The sequence below is a fragment of the Saxibacter everestensis genome (assembly GCF_025787225.1).
Taxonomy (GTDB): Bacteria; Actinomycetota; Actinomycetes; order Actinomycetales; family Brevibacteriaceae; genus Saxibacter; species Saxibacter everestensis.
The window spans coordinates 1,604,821-1,619,761 of sequence record NZ_CP090958.1 but is presented as its reverse complement, the minus strand read 5'-3'; the positions used below and the strand labels follow the sequence as shown (position 1 = coordinate 1,619,761).

General features: G+C 63.9%; 17 protein-coding genes. 9 read left to right on the top strand and 8 right to left on the bottom strand.

Annotated features, from left to right (window positions below):
• Positions 1-34: 34 nt before the first annotated feature.
• Positions 35-232 carry a DUF5703 family protein gene (locus tag LWF01_RS07810; protein ID WP_349640475.1) on the bottom strand — a complete coding sequence of 66 codons (198 nt, stop codon included), beginning with the start codon at positions 230-232 and terminating at the stop codon, positions 35-37.
• 157 nt (positions 233-389) lie between these two features.
• Here LWF01_RS07810 and LWF01_RS07805 point away from each other — a divergent pair, with 157 nt between their 5' ends.
• The gene (locus tag LWF01_RS07805) at positions 390-701 is read left to right on the top strand and encodes a hypothetical protein (RefSeq protein ID WP_349640474.1); all 312 of its coding nucleotides are present in this window, start codon (positions 390-392) and stop codon (positions 699-701) included.
• Positions 702-751: 50 nt separating this feature from the next.
• Here the strand turns inward: LWF01_RS07805 and LWF01_RS07800 are convergent, their stop codons facing one another.
• Positions 752-1,675 carry an aldo/keto reductase gene (locus LWF01_RS07800; protein WP_349640473.1) on the bottom strand — a complete coding sequence of 308 codons (924 nt, stop codon included), beginning with the start codon at positions 1,673-1,675 and terminating at the stop codon, positions 752-754.
• A 68-nt stretch (positions 1,676-1,743) separates the two neighbouring features.
• Between LWF01_RS07800 and LWF01_RS07795 the strand changes: the two genes are divergently transcribed.
• Both LWF01_RS07795 and LWF01_RS07790 read left to right on the top strand, forming a co-directional pair.
• Positions 1,744-2,781, top strand: a complete 1,038-nt coding sequence (locus LWF01_RS07795) for an LLM class F420-dependent oxidoreductase (protein ID WP_349640472.1) — start codon at positions 1,744-1,746, stop codon at positions 2,779-2,781.
• A complete protein-coding gene (locus LWF01_RS07790) occupies positions 2,781-3,629 on the top strand; it encodes an undecaprenyl-diphosphate phosphatase (protein ID WP_349640471.1) in 849 nt (282 codons plus the stop codon). The genes LWF01_RS07795 and LWF01_RS07790 overlap by 1 nt, the downstream gene beginning before the upstream one ends.
• 8 nt (positions 3,630-3,637) lie before the next feature.
• On the opposite strand, the gene LWF01_RS07785 is transcribed toward LWF01_RS07790, so the two are convergent.
• A complete protein-coding gene (locus LWF01_RS07785) occupies positions 3,638-4,315 on the bottom strand; it encodes an MSMEG_4193 family putative phosphomutase (protein WP_349640470.1) in 678 nt (225 codons plus the stop codon).
• Between the two features lie 133 nt (positions 4,316-4,448).
• Here LWF01_RS07785 and LWF01_RS07780 point away from each other — a divergent pair, with 133 nt between their 5' ends.
• From LWF01_RS07780 to mshC, 3 genes are all read left to right on the top strand, one after another.
• On the top strand, positions 4,449-5,015 hold the full coding sequence (locus LWF01_RS07780; protein ID WP_349640469.1) for a DUF3090 domain-containing protein: 567 nt from the start codon (positions 4,449-4,451) through the stop codon (positions 5,013-5,015).
• A 98-nt stretch (positions 5,016-5,113) separates the two neighbouring features.
• Positions 5,114-5,848 (top strand): SCO1664 family protein, encoded by a 735-nt coding sequence (locus LWF01_RS07775; RefSeq protein ID WP_349640468.1) that lies wholly within the window; start codon positions 5,114-5,116, stop codon positions 5,846-5,848.
• 29 nt (positions 5,849-5,877) lie between these two features.
• Entirely contained in the window at positions 5,878-7,131 is a 1,254-nt protein-coding gene (gene mshC / locus LWF01_RS07770; protein WP_349640467.1) for a cysteine--1-D-myo-inosityl 2-amino-2-deoxy-alpha-D-glucopyranoside ligase, read from the top strand.
• 147 nt (positions 7,132-7,278) lie between these two features.
• Here mshC and LWF01_RS07765 read toward each other — a convergent pair whose 3' ends face one another.
• From LWF01_RS07765 to LWF01_RS07750, 4 genes are all read right to left on the bottom strand, one after another.
• A complete protein-coding gene (locus LWF01_RS07765) occupies positions 7,279-8,181 on the bottom strand; it encodes a PAC2 family protein (RefSeq protein WP_349640466.1) in 903 nt (300 codons plus the stop codon).
• Between the two features lie 403 nt (positions 8,182-8,584).
• Positions 8,585-9,538, bottom strand: a complete 954-nt coding sequence (locus LWF01_RS07760; protein ID WP_349640465.1) for an NAD-dependent epimerase/dehydratase family protein — start codon at positions 9,536-9,538, stop codon at positions 8,585-8,587.
• Positions 9,535-9,831 (bottom strand): hypothetical protein, encoded by a 297-nt coding sequence (locus tag LWF01_RS07755; RefSeq protein ID WP_349640464.1) that lies wholly within the window; start codon positions 9,829-9,831, stop codon positions 9,535-9,537. Before LWF01_RS07755 ends, LWF01_RS07760 begins: the two co-directional genes overlap by 4 nt.
• The gene (locus LWF01_RS07750) at positions 9,828-10,448 is read right to left on the bottom strand and encodes a TetR/AcrR family transcriptional regulator (protein ID WP_349640463.1); all 621 of its coding nucleotides are present in this window, start codon (positions 10,446-10,448) and stop codon (positions 9,828-9,830) included. The genes LWF01_RS07755 and LWF01_RS07750 overlap by 4 nt, the downstream gene beginning before the upstream one ends.
• 112 nt (positions 10,449-10,560) lie before the next feature.
• Between LWF01_RS07750 and LWF01_RS07745 the strand changes: the two genes are divergently transcribed.
• A complete protein-coding gene (locus tag LWF01_RS07745; RefSeq protein WP_349640462.1) occupies positions 10,561-11,526 on the top strand; it encodes an HAD family hydrolase in 966 nt (321 codons plus the stop codon).
• A gap of 28 nt (positions 11,527-11,554) precedes the next feature.
• Here LWF01_RS07745 and LWF01_RS07740 read toward each other — a convergent pair whose 3' ends face one another.
• Positions 11,555-12,496 carry a RecB family exonuclease gene (locus LWF01_RS07740; RefSeq protein ID WP_349640461.1) on the bottom strand — a complete coding sequence of 314 codons (942 nt, stop codon included), beginning with the start codon at positions 12,494-12,496 and terminating at the stop codon, positions 11,555-11,557.
• 76 nt (positions 12,497-12,572) lie between these two features.
• Here LWF01_RS07740 and LWF01_RS07735 point away from each other — a divergent pair, with 76 nt between their 5' ends.
• Together LWF01_RS07735 and LWF01_RS07730 are read left to right on the top strand one after the other, a co-directional pair.
• On the top strand, positions 12,573-13,727 hold the full coding sequence (locus LWF01_RS07735) for a site-2 protease family protein (protein WP_349640460.1): 1,155 nt from the start codon (positions 12,573-12,575) through the stop codon (positions 13,725-13,727).
• Positions 13,728-13,801: 74 nt separating this feature from the next.
• Positions 13,802-14,908, top strand: coding sequence for a tRNA (adenine-N1)-methyltransferase (locus LWF01_RS07730; RefSeq protein WP_349640459.1), 1,107 nt, complete (start codon positions 13,802-13,804; stop codon positions 14,906-14,908).
• Positions 14,909-14,941: the final 33 nt, after the last annotated feature.

Genomic DNA, 14,941 nt, shown 5'->3' with positions numbered 1-14,941 from the left:
TGACCGTGCACTAGCTGGTCGGCCGAGCCGCCTACTAGAGAGTGGGCTGCATCCGGATGATCTTCCGGCGTAGCCAGACCTTGCGTGCGCCGCCCATCCCGATTCGAGTCCGCGCCAGTTCCCAGTGTCCGTACTCAGCGTGTTCAGTCAGACGCTCGAGTGCCTCACGACGTGTCGTCTGGCGGGTGAACGAAAGCACGCGGTACTCGTACTGAGCCACTTGACGCTTCATCTGTTACCTCTCTGCTTTGATCAGCAACGCTCAACAAATCTCCCGTCGGCGACTATAACGCTACGTCGTCCGGCGTGGTCGAGCGAAATTCTCGACTTCACTAAAGAGGAACGAAAAAAGTTACCCAATGTTTCCAAGAACAGGCTATTTTGGGGCTATGACTAGCGATCCTCGGGCTGCACTTGAAAACCTGGTAGCCGCGCTGCAGGAACATCTTGCGGCGTCGGCCGAACGCCGTGGTGATCAGGATCCCCGAGTCGAAGCCGCCTATATTGCGGTGGCCGATACGTATGAGGCTTACGAAGCGGCGTTGTACGCCGCATACGACGAGGTCACGCCGTTCGAGCTGTACGACGATGTCGAGGATGCCCGCGAAGACGACGATGTGGATGACGTCGACGAGGACGACCTGGACCTGTACGGCGAAGAGGAAGACGATCACGGCATCACGATCGACACCAACCCCTGAGCACTGCGTTTGGCCCCGCTACCGCGACACCGTGCTACTGCAACACCGTGCTACTGCGACACCTCGTCGAGCGCGGCCAGAATTTCGTCCGGCACGTCAGCATCTATGCCGTCGAGAATCTCATTCAGCTGCGCCACAGTGCGCGGGCCGACTATCGCCGAGGTAATCGAACTGTGGCTGGCGAGCCAGCTCAGCGCAACGGCGAGTGGCGAGAAGTTCAGTCCGCTGGCAGCGGCAGTGACCGCCTCGACAATCTGCCCATCGCGTTCATTGAGGTAGTCGCCGACAAATGCCGACCAGTCGGAGCTCGCCGCACGTGAATCCCGGGGAATTGCATGTCGGTATTTGCCGGTAAGCACTCCGCGCCCCAGCGCCGACGACGCGAGCACTCCGATGCCGAGGTGCTCGGCGGCAGGTAGAAGTTCGGCATCGGCTGTTCGTTGCAGAAGCGAATACTCGACCTCGGCGGCGACGAGCGGCACCTCGCTGGCAGACACAGCCAGCGCCGACTGCCAGCCGGAATAGTTCGCCACCCCGACATAGCGGGTCCGGCCACTTCGTTGGGCGGCCGCCAGCACCGAGAGGGTTTCTTCCAGCGGCACGTTTGAATCCCAGGCCTCGACCAACCACAGGTCGAGGTGATCGGTTCCGAGCGTCTGCAACGTCTGGTCAAGCTGCGCCATAAGCCCGCGACGTGAGCAGTCAACCGAAACGTCATTGACTCCAGGGGAGATGCCCGCCTTCGAAACGAGCACCAGATCGTCCCGGTCGACCTTCGACGAGATGATGTCGCCGACCATTTGTTGTGCCACGCCGTAAGCGAAGGACGTGTCAATCAGGTTTCCGCCCGCATCGACAAAGGTCCGTACCAGCTCCGCGGCGGCATCCGCAGGCACTCCGCGGCCCCAGGTCATTGTGCCAAGGCCAAGCGTTGACACCCGTAGCCCGCTGCGGCCCGCATAGTTCACGTACATGCAGTTGAGCGTACCGGCACCAGCGCGTCACAGCTGCATGTACGCGCCCATCGTCTAGGGTTGGCCAAGTGAAACTTGGCCTTATGCTTGGAATTTCCGGCGCATCCGATCCAGCTGGAACCCTGGAACTCACCCACGAAGCCGAACGACTCGGCTACTCGTCCGTCTGGGCGGCAGAGGCATACGGCTACGACGCCGCGACAGTGCTCGCCTGGCTAGCCGGGCAGACCAGCGCAATCGATCTCGGCTCGGCCATCCTGCAGATCCCGGGCCGGACGCCGGCGATGACTGCCATGACGGCAGCCGGCCTCAACGCGCTCAGCAATGGCCGCTTCCGGCTGGGCGTTGGCGTGTCCGGTCCCCAGGTCTCCGAGGGATGGCACGGGGTGCCGTTCAAAGCGCCCCTCGGGCGCACCCGTGAGTACGTGAAGATACTCACGCTGGCGCTCAGCGGGCAACCGGTCCAGTTTGACGGCAGACATTTCCAGCTGCCGCTGCCGACACCAGAGGCAAAGGCCCTGCGCAGCGCCGCGAAAGTCCGCGATATTCCGCCGATCTACCTCGCCGCAGTCGGCCCGAAGAACCTTGAGCTTGCCGGTGAGATCGCCGATGGCTGGCTCGGCGTGTTCTTCTCGCCGGAACAGGCGGAGCTTTCACTCGGTCCGCTACGATCCGGCCGTCCGGGTGGCAGCCTCGACGGCTTCGACGTGGTGCCAACCGTGCCCGTGGCACTGGGCCCGGACACGTCACGCTGTGCCGACCTGGTCCGCGGGTATACCGCGCTCTATGTCGGCGGAATGGGCAGCCGTGAAAACAACTTCTATAACGCGCTGGCCCACCGTCTCGGTTTTGCCCAAGAGGCGGACACGGTCCAGAATCTGTATCTGGCCAAACAACACCGGGAGGCCGCAGCTGCCGTACCGGAGGACCTCATTCGACAGACCAGCCTGGTCGGCGGCGACGAGCGCGTCATCGACAGGCTGCAGGCATACGCCCAGTCAGGGGTGACCACTCTCGCGGTCTCCCTCTTCAACCCGACCCAGGAAGGCAAGCTCAACGACTTGCGACACCTCGCCGAACTTCTCGACCATGCCGGAGTTGCCTGATGGAGTGGCTGATTGCCGCCGTTCTGGGCGTTATCCAGGGGCTTACCGAATTCCTGCCGATATCATCGAGCGCGCACATCCGGATCATTGGCGAATTCATGCTGCCAGGACAGGACCCCGGCGCATTCTTCACTGCGATCATCCAGATCGGTACCGAGACCGCCGTCCTGGTCTACTTCTGGAAAGACATCGTCAGGATCATCAAGGCGTGGTGCCTCGCCCTCGTCGGCAAGGTGGACAAGCGAGATCCTGACGCCCGGATGGGCTGGATGATCATTGTCGGTTCGCTGCCGATAGTGATTCTTGGGCTGCTGTTCCAGGACGCGATCGATTCGGTGCTTCGCTCGCTATGGATCACGGGGGCCATGCTGATCGTCTTCGGTCTGATCCTCGCCTTCGCGGATGCAACCGCGAAGAATGCGCGCCCGCTGGAACAACTGACCTGGAAGCACGGCATTCTCTTTGGGTTCGCCCAGGCGCTGGCATTGATTCCCGGCGTTTCCCGGTCCGGCGGAACGATTACCGCGGGCCTGCTGATGGGCTACACCCGGGAGGCATCCGCACGGTACTCATTCCTGCTGGCCATTCCGGCGGTGATGGGTTCGGGCTTCTACGGGCTGTACAAGAGTCTCGGCGAGCAACCAGTACTCGGCTGGGGGCCCACCGCGCTGGCCACCGTGATCGCTTTCGTCGTGGGCTATGTCGTGATCGTCGCCTTCCTGAAGTTCATCTCGCACAACAGCTACCGGATTTTCGTGTACTACCGGATCATTGTCGGCGTTATCGTCCTGGTCCTGGTTGGCACCGGCGCCCTGGCAGCTACCAGCGGAGCACCTGTCACCCCCTGACCTCCTTACTAGACGCCCCCACCGATGGCGCCCCCGCTCCTCGCCGCCTGTTTCGGCTGCAGCGAAGCCGCCTCAAGCGTTTCCCCCATCCGGAGCACGTGGGGTCGCTGTGCTGAGTAATTGATCACCGAGAGTGAGCAGGGTGCGACGACGATCCGCTGGAACTGGTCCAGGTGCATGCCGAGAGCGTCGGCAAGTATTGTCTTGATCACGTCGCCGTGTGCGATCGCCAACCAGAGGGCGTCGTCGCCGTGGGCTGCTGCGACCGCCGCATCCTGTTCCCGTACTGCCGCGACAGCGCGCGCGGAAACGTCACGCAGGCTTTCTCCGCCGGGGAATATGACGGCCGAGGGCTGGTTCTGCACGAGCGCCCAGTCCGGGTCCTTGGCCAGATCCCGCAATCGGCGCCCTTGCCAGGCGCCAAAGTCCACCTCGTTAAGCCGCTCATCGGTTTCGGCGTCCAGGTCCCAGCCTGCTGCCGTCCTGATTACCTGGTAGGTCTGGGCGCAGCGTTCCATCGGACTGAGCACAGCCCTCGTCACCGGCACAGCGGCCAGACGTCGTCCCAGCAGCCGTGCCTGTTCCTCGCCTCGATCATTCAGCCGAACGCCGGGGGAACGGCCGGCCAACAGGCCAGAGGCATTCGCCGTGGTTTCGCCGTGGCGGACAAGGAGCAGGGTAGCCATGGTCAACAGCCTAGTTCTTCTTACATCACTTCCGAGATCCCGCCCGCGGCCGTCGGGGCCCGTGGGTGGAGCGTCGGTGCGGCGAAAACGGGACCGTGATTCGGCGTCTGCGAGTCTGACATAGGCTGGGATCATGCCAGCACGAATACTTCGACACGACGCACCCGACCGCTTCATTGCCGGCACAGTAGGACTCCCGGGCGAGCGGACGTTCTTCCTGCAGGTGCGATCCGGTGCGCTCGTCAGCACAGTGTCGCTTGAGAAGCAACAGGTCACTGCGCTGGCCGAACGTGTGGACGAACTGCTCGATGTCGTGCTGCGCCGCTCCGGTGGCGCCGCTTCGGTGCCTGCGGTGCCGCGCGATGAAGACGTTGATAATGCCGAACTGGATATCCCGATCGAGGAGGAGTTCCGGGTCGGCACTATGAGCCTCGCCTGGGACACCGATACCGAAACCCTGGTCATCGAATGCTTTGAACTTTCCGAAGCAGACGCCACAGCGGGGGAGACCAGCTCCACGCCGGATGAGGACGAAGACCGGGACCGGCTCCGGGTGACGCTCAACGGCAATCAGGGCAGGGAATTCGTCCGCCGGGCCCAGTCGGTGATATCCGCGGGCCGGCCGGACTGCCCGTTCTGCTCCAGGCCCCTCGAGCCGACAGGCCACGTCTGTCCGCGCGCTAACGGGGTGCTGCGCTGACCGCCGACACTGCGTGCCGTTCGCAATCGCTCGCCCTGCTGGAAACCGGCGAAGCCATTTCGCTCGGCCGGATTCTCGATGCGTCGAACGTCACCCTGTTGGCCACAGTCACCGAAAGGACGCCGGTTCCGCCCACACCGACCGGACCGCAACCGGCGACGATTCAGGCCGTCTACAAGCCCATTGCCGGCGAACGACCGCTGCACGACTTTCCTGACGGCACGCTCGCCGGCCGGGAATGGGCTGCCTACCAGCTCAGCGAGGCGCTCGGCTGGGATATTGTGGCGCCGACCGTGATCCGGGACGACCTGCCATTCGGCCGGGGCAGTCTGCAGGCCTGGATCGAGTCCGGCCCGCACACCGACCCCCTGGTGGACACCTTCGAGCCGGACGAGCTGCCGGAGGCCTGGCTGCCAGTGCTTGCCGCGGAAACTCCCGACGGCCAACCCCTTATCGTCGCTCACTCCTCGGTTGAGCTGTTGCGCCGGATAGCGCTGTTCGACGCACTAGCCAACAACGCCGATCGCAAAGGCACCCACCTGATCAGCACGCGGCACAATGTCGTCGGCATCGATCACGGCTTGGCTTTTCATCGGGACGACAAGTTGCGTACCGTGCTGTGGGGCTTCGCCGGCAGCCCGCTCGAGGACGGCGAACTGAGCGACCTCACCGAGCTGGCGGAGCGGTGGTCGGCGCTGGCAAAAATTCTCGGCCAGGAGCTCAGCGACGAAGAAGTTTCAGCGACGGCGGGCAGGCTGACCCGGTTGATCGACAGCGGCCATTTTCCCTCGCCAGGCGGAAGTTACCGCGATCTGCCATGGCCACCTCTTTAGCCGTAATCGACAACGTTTAGGCTTGCTTTGTGAAATCCTGGGCTCGACCATCCATCCCGCAACTACCCGGCCACAACGACATTCCGCGGCTTTACGACACTCCAAGCCGCCGTCTGTTGCCGGTGCCTTCGGCACAGGATGGCGATCAGGGGACCGCCAATCTCTACGTCTGCGGCATCACGCCGTATGACGCAACGCACCTCGGTCACGCCGCCACCTACGTGGCATTCGACACCCTGCAGCGAGTATGGCTCGATGCCGGCCTCGATGTGCGATACGTGCAGAACATCACCGACGTTGACGACCCGCTATTGGAGCGTGCCAACGAGACCGGCGTCGACTGGCGCGACCTCGCGGAGTCACAGATCGAACTGTTCCGGACCGATATGACCGCGCTCCGGGCGCTGCCTCCCAACGACTACATCGGCGCGGTGGAGTCGATCCCGCTGGTCACCGACGCGGTGGAACGACTAGTCGGCAATGGTGCGGCATATCGGCTCGACAACGGCGACGTGTATTACCGGGTTACCACTGACACCAAGCCGGCATTCGGTGAGATCAGCGGCTACGACCACGACACGATGACGAAGCTCTTTGCCGAACGGGGCGGAGATCCGGACACCCCGGGCAAGGAAGATCCGCTCGACTCGCTTCTCTGGCGCGCGGCCCGGGATGGCGAACCGTTCTGGCCCGGAGGAACGCTAGGCGATGGCCGGCCGGGCTGGCACATCGAATGTGCGGCGATCGCGTTGAAGTATCTTGGCACTCCGATAGACGTCCAGGGTGGCGGGTCCGACCTGAAATTTCCGCACCACGAGATGTGTGCCGCCTCGGCGGCAGCGCTGACCGGGGTCCCGTTCGCCGATGCATACGTGCACACCGGCATGGTCGGGCTCGATGGCGAGAAGATGAGCAAGTCCCTGGGCAACCTGGTGCTTGTCTCTCAGCTTCTGAAGGATGGCATCGATCCGGGAGCCATCCGCCTGGTGTTGCTCGCACATCATTACCGGTCCGATTGGACGTTCACCCCGGCCGCGCTCGATGAGGCGAACGGCCGGCTGGACCGTTGGGCTGACGCTGTACGACGGCCACACGCTGCGCCGGCGACGGACGTTCTTGCTGCCGTTCGTTCGGCGCTGGCCGACGACCTCGACACTCCTGCAGCGCTGTCCGCAGTGGATCGCTGGGCTGCGACCGATGGTGATGACGCTGGATCGCCCGCGCTGGTCAGGGATCTGGTCGACGCCCTGTTCGGCGTGGCGCTGAGGAGTAGCACGGCGTAAAGTTCCGGGCGCGCCAGCCGTGGCGGCCAGACAGCCGGCACCGCCTGGGGTCAAGCCTCGGGCACACGAGTCACGGCCGGCAAGCCCCGGGCACATCAGCAGCGAACGCGCCAGCCGTCGCGGCCAGACAGCCGGCACAGCCTGGGGTCAGCGAGGCCCTTTGTGGCCGTCCGGCGGGTTCTTACGCCGCAGGTACCGCTCGAACTCCTTGGCGATGGCGTCCCCGCTCGCCTCTGGCAGTTCCGCGGTGTCCTGCACCTCTTCGAGCTGCCGGACGTAGCGCGAGATGTCCTCATCGTCATCCGCGAGTTCGTTCACTCCACGTTCCCACGCCTTGGCATCGTCGGTCAGCGTGCCCTGCGGAATCGACACGCCGAGCACTTCCTCGATCCGCCCGGTGAGCGCGAGCTGCGCCTTCGGTGAGGGCGCCTGCGCCACGTAGCCGGGAATCGCAGCCCAGAGCGAAACGGTGGGCAGACCCGCGGCCAGTGCTAGGTGGCCAAGCACGCCAAGCACCCCGGTCGGCCCTTCATAGGAGTTCCGGTCCAGGTCCAGGGCTTCACGAAGTTCGGAGTCCTCGGTGGACATTGAGACTGGGATAGGCCGGGTGTGCGGCACGTCGGCAATGAGTGCCCCGACGAGAAGCACGGCTCCGGCATCCTTGGCGTGGCTGAGGATCTCGTCGACGAACTGCTGCCAACGGAAAGATGGTTCTACTCCAACCACGAATACGACGTCGAGCTCATGTCCGGGCACAGCCGCCCGGTAAATCCGGGTGCCCGGCCATTGCAGGGCGTTGCCGCCGGCCGGAGTGCGCGTCACTGTGGGCCGGGTGAACTGATAGTCGTAGTAGTCATCGGGAGAGATTTCGGCGATCTGCTCCGCAGACCAGAGCTCAACCAGGTCGTTGACTGCGGAACTCGCGGCTTCTCCGGCGTCGTTCCAACCTTCAAACGCGACGAGCATCACGACGTCACGGTCGGTACCGGCCGCTCGGCTACGGTCCCTTCCCTTTGCGATCACGATCGGCGTACGGTCCTCGGAGTGCATCCCATAAGCCTACGGCGTGACCATGGGGCCCGGCAGCGGGCATGCTTCGTCACCCGTGCACGCCGTGGCCGTGTTGCTCAGACTACGGGCGCTCCTTGCGCTGCTGGGTCTGTGTGGCGAATTCCCCTCGCTCATCCTCGGTGCCCCAACTCGTGTCGGCGGCCGCCATCTCGCAGCCGCGCGAGGTCTTCCATCTCCGTTGCGAGGAACTCCATGCTAAGGGTGACCCGGCGGAGCTCGACGGGCCTTCCCTGACCGGCCTCCAAGCGATGCGCAACCTCGTGGCCCGCGCAGTCGGCCGTGACGATCTCGAGCCGATCGAGCTCTCGGAACGCCAGATCGAGGTCGTGCACAACCTGCTACGTCACGAGTTCCTGCTGAACCGGAGTAGCAGAAGGCGGAGTCACGGTTCTCGTGTCCCTTCTGGACCGCCGCCCACATTCTGTCCGGCAGTGATCCCGTCCTGAAAGGATGGGTATCGGGGTGACCAGCCGAGTTCGTGTTGTGCTTTCGAGTTGGAGACCAGCATGGACACGTCTCCGAGAACGGCACCTCCGTACGGTGCTGCCAGTTTGAGCAGCCATCCCGGAAGGACCAGTGGTCTCGGGGCGTGCCGGTCCTCGGCAATGCCGGTGATCAGTTCACGGAAGGTCACCGGGGTATCGTCGACGATGTTGTATGCCTGCCCTCCGCGGCCGTGCTCGAGCGCAGCAACGGTGGCCGCCGCAGCATCCTGATGATGAACGAACGCAAGCCTGCCGCCCTTCCTGGCGACCGGGAGAGCCCGCTTCCGAAGCATCCGAACAACCGTGCCGGCATCCTCGCCGTAGAGCAGGCCGTAACGCAGAGCGATCCCGTCGATGCCTTCGGCCTGAAAGGCCTGTTGCTCGGTTGAAACCATTGCGGCAAGGTGCGCATCGAACGGTGTTCCGTCCGTGCGGCCGAACGGGGACTCCTCGGTGAGAACCTGCGTGCCGTGGTCGTAGTACCCGTAACCGAAAACGATCGACTGGGTGACGAACCGGGTTGCACCTACCTCACGGGCCATGTCCAGGAGATTGGTGGTGCCCTTGACTCGGAGGGCATTGGTCTGGGCCATGGCGGAGTGCCCGGCCGGAGCCTTCTTCAGTGCCGTGAGTTCGTGCAGGATCGCTTCGGCCCGGTTGCCCTTCACCGTATCCAGGAGTCCGGCGCGATCCATGACATCGGCGACGATGGGGGTCGCGCCGAGTGCTTTCAGGTGGTCTGCGCCCTCTCTTGTCCGGGTGATTCCGGTCACGATGTGCCCGGCTTCGATGAGGTGCTGGACGATCGGCACCCCCAGTGTTCCTGTTGCACCAGCGACGATGACTCTCATTGCTTGACCCCTTCTGTGTACGGTCGGCGCGAGATCCGCCATGTGACGGCGGTACCGGCGGTACCGGCGAGCGGGCTGACGGCGCCCAGCCCGAAGATGTCGCCGGCGTGTCCGCCCAAGTCGGCGAAAGACCCGGGGGAATGCCGGGCCCAAAAGCCGAAGACGAGCATGCTTGCTCCGCTTGCCAGGAGCGCAGTGCTGGCCAGCCATCCGGCTCCGTGTTGTGCCTGGCGGGGCGTTACCGAGGGCGCGTCGTTTCGGTGATCCTCGTTGGTCATCTCATGCTCGTTCATGATTCGGGCATACCCTCGATACTGGGGACGAGCATGTCGACCAGCGCGGCGATGTAACGGTCTTCGCTGATGCCAGCCGGATGCCGGCCGAAGACATCGACGAGCAACCAGAAGTTCGAGATGGATCCGATGATCACCGCGGCGAGGGCGTCCCATTCCTGGGTTATTCGCTGCCCGTCCGACTGAGTGGAGAGCCAGGTCGCGACGGCGGTATGGATTCGCGCGACTTCATCGTCCTTCGCGATTGCCAGCAACTCCGGAAAGTGTTTCAGGTCGCGCACCAGGATCCGGTTGAAATCGGCCTCCTGCTCGAGGCGCCGTAGTCCAGCGGTCGCGACGGCTGTCAGCCTTTCCCGGAGGGACAGGCGAGGTAGCGTCTGCGGATCGCCGAGAAAGGCGAGCAGGCTGCGGCCGTCCGCTATCTGGCGACGAATCCCCGCGGCCAGGAGGTCTTCTTTGGACGAGAAATGGCGGTAGAGACTGCCAGAGCCCGCGGACAATCCCGCAGCGGCTTCGATGTCGCTTATCGACGTACCCGCATAGCCCCGGGATCCGAACAGTCGCATCGACTCCGCGACGAGGCGCTCCTTTGTCGATTGCTTTCCAGTCTCAGCCATCACACTCCTGCAAGTAAGTACTTGCTTGCAGCTTACCGGAGCTCACAATTGATGCAAGTGGATCTGCCGTCGGGATGGGCGACGACCCTCGGACGCGGACTGCTAGGTCACGATGGGCATTGTCAATGCGCAGGTCGGTGCCGCCGCCGGAGCATGCGGCTGGATGCCGTTCGCCGCGCCCGCGCTCTGGGCATTGGCAAGCGATGACGTCACTCTGCTGCAACTGCTGCAACTGCTGCTCCCGCTGCTCGTCCCAACTCTGTTCGGGATCGCCCTTGCGTGGTCATGGGCGCGACTACAACTGAATCGGCAAAAGAATGGCAGTGGTTCAACCGCGTCTCTAGCGACGTGTCCCTGGGGCGTTTGGCGTTGCGGACGGCGGAAAGGGCAGGATGTCGGTATGACGAAGAAACTTGCCGCCGTCCTCTGGGACATGGACGGAACCCTGGTAGACACCGAGCCGTACTGGATGGACGAGGAAAAACGCATCGTCGAAGAGTTCGGCCACGGAAGCTGGACCCAGGAAGACGCATTGATGCTGGTCGGCAACCCGCTGCTGGTCTCCGCCCGGATCATCAGCGAACGAGGCGGCGTCGATCTGGCGCCCGAGGTGATTGTGGACCGGTTGCTGGACGCCGTGATCGCAAGGGTCAGGACGCATATTCCGTTCCGGCCGGGGGCACGCGAACTCCTGCTACAGCTGCGCGAGGCCGGCGTGCCGTGCGCTTTGGTGACGATGTCGTATCGGAACTTCGCCGACGCCATCGCGGCAGGAGTGCCGGAGGGCAGCTTCGACGCAGTGGTCGCAGGTGATGAGGTCCAGAACGGCAAGCCTCATCCGGAGCCGTATCTGAAGGCGGCCGCCGAGCTCGGTGTCGACCCTCGGGACTGCGTCGCCCTTGAGGATTCCATCCCCGGCCTTGGTTCGGCTGAGGCTGCCGGGACCGCGGCAATCGGCATTCCGCACATGGTGCCGATCCCAGAGCAGCCTGGCCGTACCCTGCTGACGACCCTTGAGGGGGTCAGCCCCGAGATCCTGCAACAGGTTCTCGAGGCATCCCACAACTCACCAGCCTGACCATCTCGGCTGGCCGTCCCGGCAGTTATCAGCGAGTAGCGGACATTTCCGCCTCCGGCCGATTGTCGGCCGGTGCCTCACTTCGGGCGTCCACCAGGTCGACCTCGGGGCCTGCTGCTCCGGTGCCCGGCAAGTCAGTCCCAATTGGCTCACTCTCTGAGCTCGCTGCCGAGCCGATTGTGACCTCCGGCGGCTCCGGGGGAGTACCGCCCCAGGCGGGGCAAAGCGGCTTGTAATGACACCAGTCGCACAGCTTCGACTTCTGCGGCCGCCAGTTTCCGGATTCAGCCGCCGCCTTGATCTCGTTCCAGATGCTTTCGATCTTCTGTTCGGTCACCCGCATGTCGGCCTCCGTCGGCCGGTAGCGAATCACATCCTTGCTGCCCAGATAGAACAACTGTAGGGTATGTGGCAGGACGCCCCGGATCCGGAAAATCGCCAGGGCGTAGAACTTCATCTGGAACAGTGCTTTTGCCGAAAAAGCCGGCGGCGGCGCTTTGCCGGTCTTGTAATCGACAACGCGCAGATCTCCGGTCGGCGCGATGTCCAGCCGGTCAATATACCCGCGGATCCGCAAGCCGAAGTCAAGCGTCGTTTCGACGTACACCTCCCGCTCCGCGGGTTCGAGAGCCTGTGGATACTCCAGAGTGAAGTAGCTTGCAACCAGCTCCCGGGCCGATGCCAGCCAGCTTTCGAACTCGCGCTGGTCCGCAAAGAGCTCCAGCATGGCCGGGTCCTTGCCGACCAGTTCAGCCCAGGCCGGTTCAAGCAGGGCCACTGCGGCCTCCTGGGTCCGTTCTGTGCTGGCGAGCTCGAAGAGGTTCTCCAGCGCGGAATGCACCATGGTTCCCTTGAGCGCGGCGAGGCTCGGCGGCTCAGGCAACTTGTCGATCGCCCGGAATCTAAAGAGCAGCGGACACTGCATGAAGTCGTTTGCCCTTGAGGGCGAGAGGGCGTTCAGCTCAGGCATACCGTCACTGTATGCGGTCGGTCCGACAGTCACCGTTATGACGCTCGACGGCAGCCGGGACAGATATGCTGGGCAGATGGCAACAGCGGTAAGACCGGGAACGGGCCGAGCATCCGGTTTAAGGCTGGGCACAGTTTTTGGCGCACCGGTCACGCTGGCCTGGTCATGGTTCCTGGCCGCGGTCCTGATCACCGCGATCTTCACGCCATGGGTCTCCGCGTACCGGCCCGATCTTGGATTCATCAGCGCGGCGATCGCCTTCGTTTACGCCGTGCTTCTCTTTGCTTCTGTCCTGCTGCATGAGTTCGCGCACGCCGTTGCGGCGAGGGCCTTCGGCTACCACATCGTGTCGATCGAACTCAATGTGTGGGGCGGCAACACAAGTTTCAATGAGGCGCCGGCGCAGGATTCACGGCGGGCACGCAACAGCATTGTCATTTCACTCGTCGGACCCGTGACCAACCTGGCCCTCGGAGCCATCGGCTGGGCCCTGCTCGACGCAGTTACGCCAGGAAGCCTCCCTTTCCTCCTGCTCTTTGCGATCACATTCGCAAACATTGCTCTCGGGGTGGTCAATCTGCTGCCCGGGCTGCCGCTCGACGGCGGCAGGGCGTTGGAATCGGTCGTTTGGCGGATCGGCGGCGACAAGTACCGGGGCACGATAATCGCCAGCTGGGCGGGCCGAGGGATTGCCGTGCTCGTCGTCGCCTACACCCTGGTCTGGCCGTTGCTGCAGGGCTCAACGCCCTCGATATTCACCGTGCTCTGGGGCGGGCTGATCGCCTTCTTCATGTGGAACAGCGCAAGTTCGGAAGCAAAAGCCGCCAAGATCAAACGACGGGTTGCCTCTTTCGACCTGCAACACGTCAGCCAGCCAGCAATCGCAGTGAACCAGCATGCCACGCTGCTTCAGGCCACGACCGCAGCGCAGCAATCCGGCGGCGGCCTTGCCAGGATCATTGTCTTCGACGAATCGGGCCGGCCCTCGGGAATTGTCGAACCACAGACCGTCAATTCCATTCCGATCGAATCGTGGGATTCAACCAACATCAGCCAGTGCACCCAGCTGCTTGGCCCATGGATTGCCGCCGCTGCCGGGCAGGACACGCGTACAGTGCTTGAGGCGCTTTCCCAGCAGCCGCACACTGAATACGTTCTGCTGGTGAAGAACGACGCCATCACCGGTCTGGTGGAAACCAAACTGCTCTTTCAGGACCTGATGGACCCCTGATGGACCCCTGATCCGGTCGGCTGCGGCCGGTCCGGTAAGGCATTTCGCCTGAGCACGCATAGACTTATCCGGCGATGACTACGACTTCAGCTACGCCTCCCGGCGACGACCACATTCCCTTCGAACCCGTCGGCGCGTCCGAGCGCCGCGGCCCGCTACGTGCCGGCGACCGGGTTCAGCTCACCGACGCCAAGGGCCGGATGCACACCATCACCCTGCAGCCCGGGCATGCGTTCCATACCCATCGGGGTTCATTTCAGCACGACGAGCTGATCGGCCGGCCCGAAGGCACCGTAATCCGGAACAGCTCAGGCACCGAGTACCAGACACTGCGTCCGCTGCTCAGCGATTTCGTGTTGTCAATGCCGCGCGGCGCTGCCGTGATCTATCCCAAGGATGCCGGGCAGATCATCACCATGGCCGATATCTTCCCCGGTGCCCGAGTCGTGGAAGCAGGCGTCGGCTCCGGTGCCCTCTCGCTATCCCTGCTTCGTGCGGTCGGCGATCACGGACACCTGCACTCCTTCGAGCGCAGGGCGGACTTCGCCGAAATCGCACAGGGCAACGTCGCCGATTTCTTCGGTCGCCATCACCCGGCATGGACAGTCACCGTCGGCGACCTCGCCGAGACTCTTCCGACGGCTGAGCCCGCCGGAAGCATAGACCGCGTCGTTCTCGACATGCTGGCTCCCTGGGAGTGCCTCGACGCGGTGGCAACCGTGCTGGCCCCCGGCGGCGTGCTGATCAACTACGTGGCGACCGCGACCCAGCTCTCGCGTACAGCTGAGGCGTTGCGGGCCGATGGCCGGTTCACGGAACCTGCTGCCTGGGAGTCAATGGTCCGTGGCTGGCATCTGGACGGCCTCGCGGTACGTCCCGAACACCGGATGATCGGACATACCGGATTCCTGCTGACCTCCCGGCGGCTGGCCGACGGCACAGCACCTCTCACCCGGCGCCGCCGTCCGCAAGGCACCGAGGCCACGCCAGAGGACAAAGCCGCCTGGACGGGGGAGACCTTCACCGACGAAGCTCTTGGCGAGCGGCCAACGTCGGCAAAGAAGATCCGGCGGGTGATTAGGGACACCGGGAACCGGCCACAGATCGTCGAGCGACACAGTGGATCCGCAGCCGGGCAGGCTGAAGCGACATCGACTGCTCCCGGGGAAGCCGACCAGTAGAACATGCCGGTCGCAAAGCCGGTGTCGCCGTGA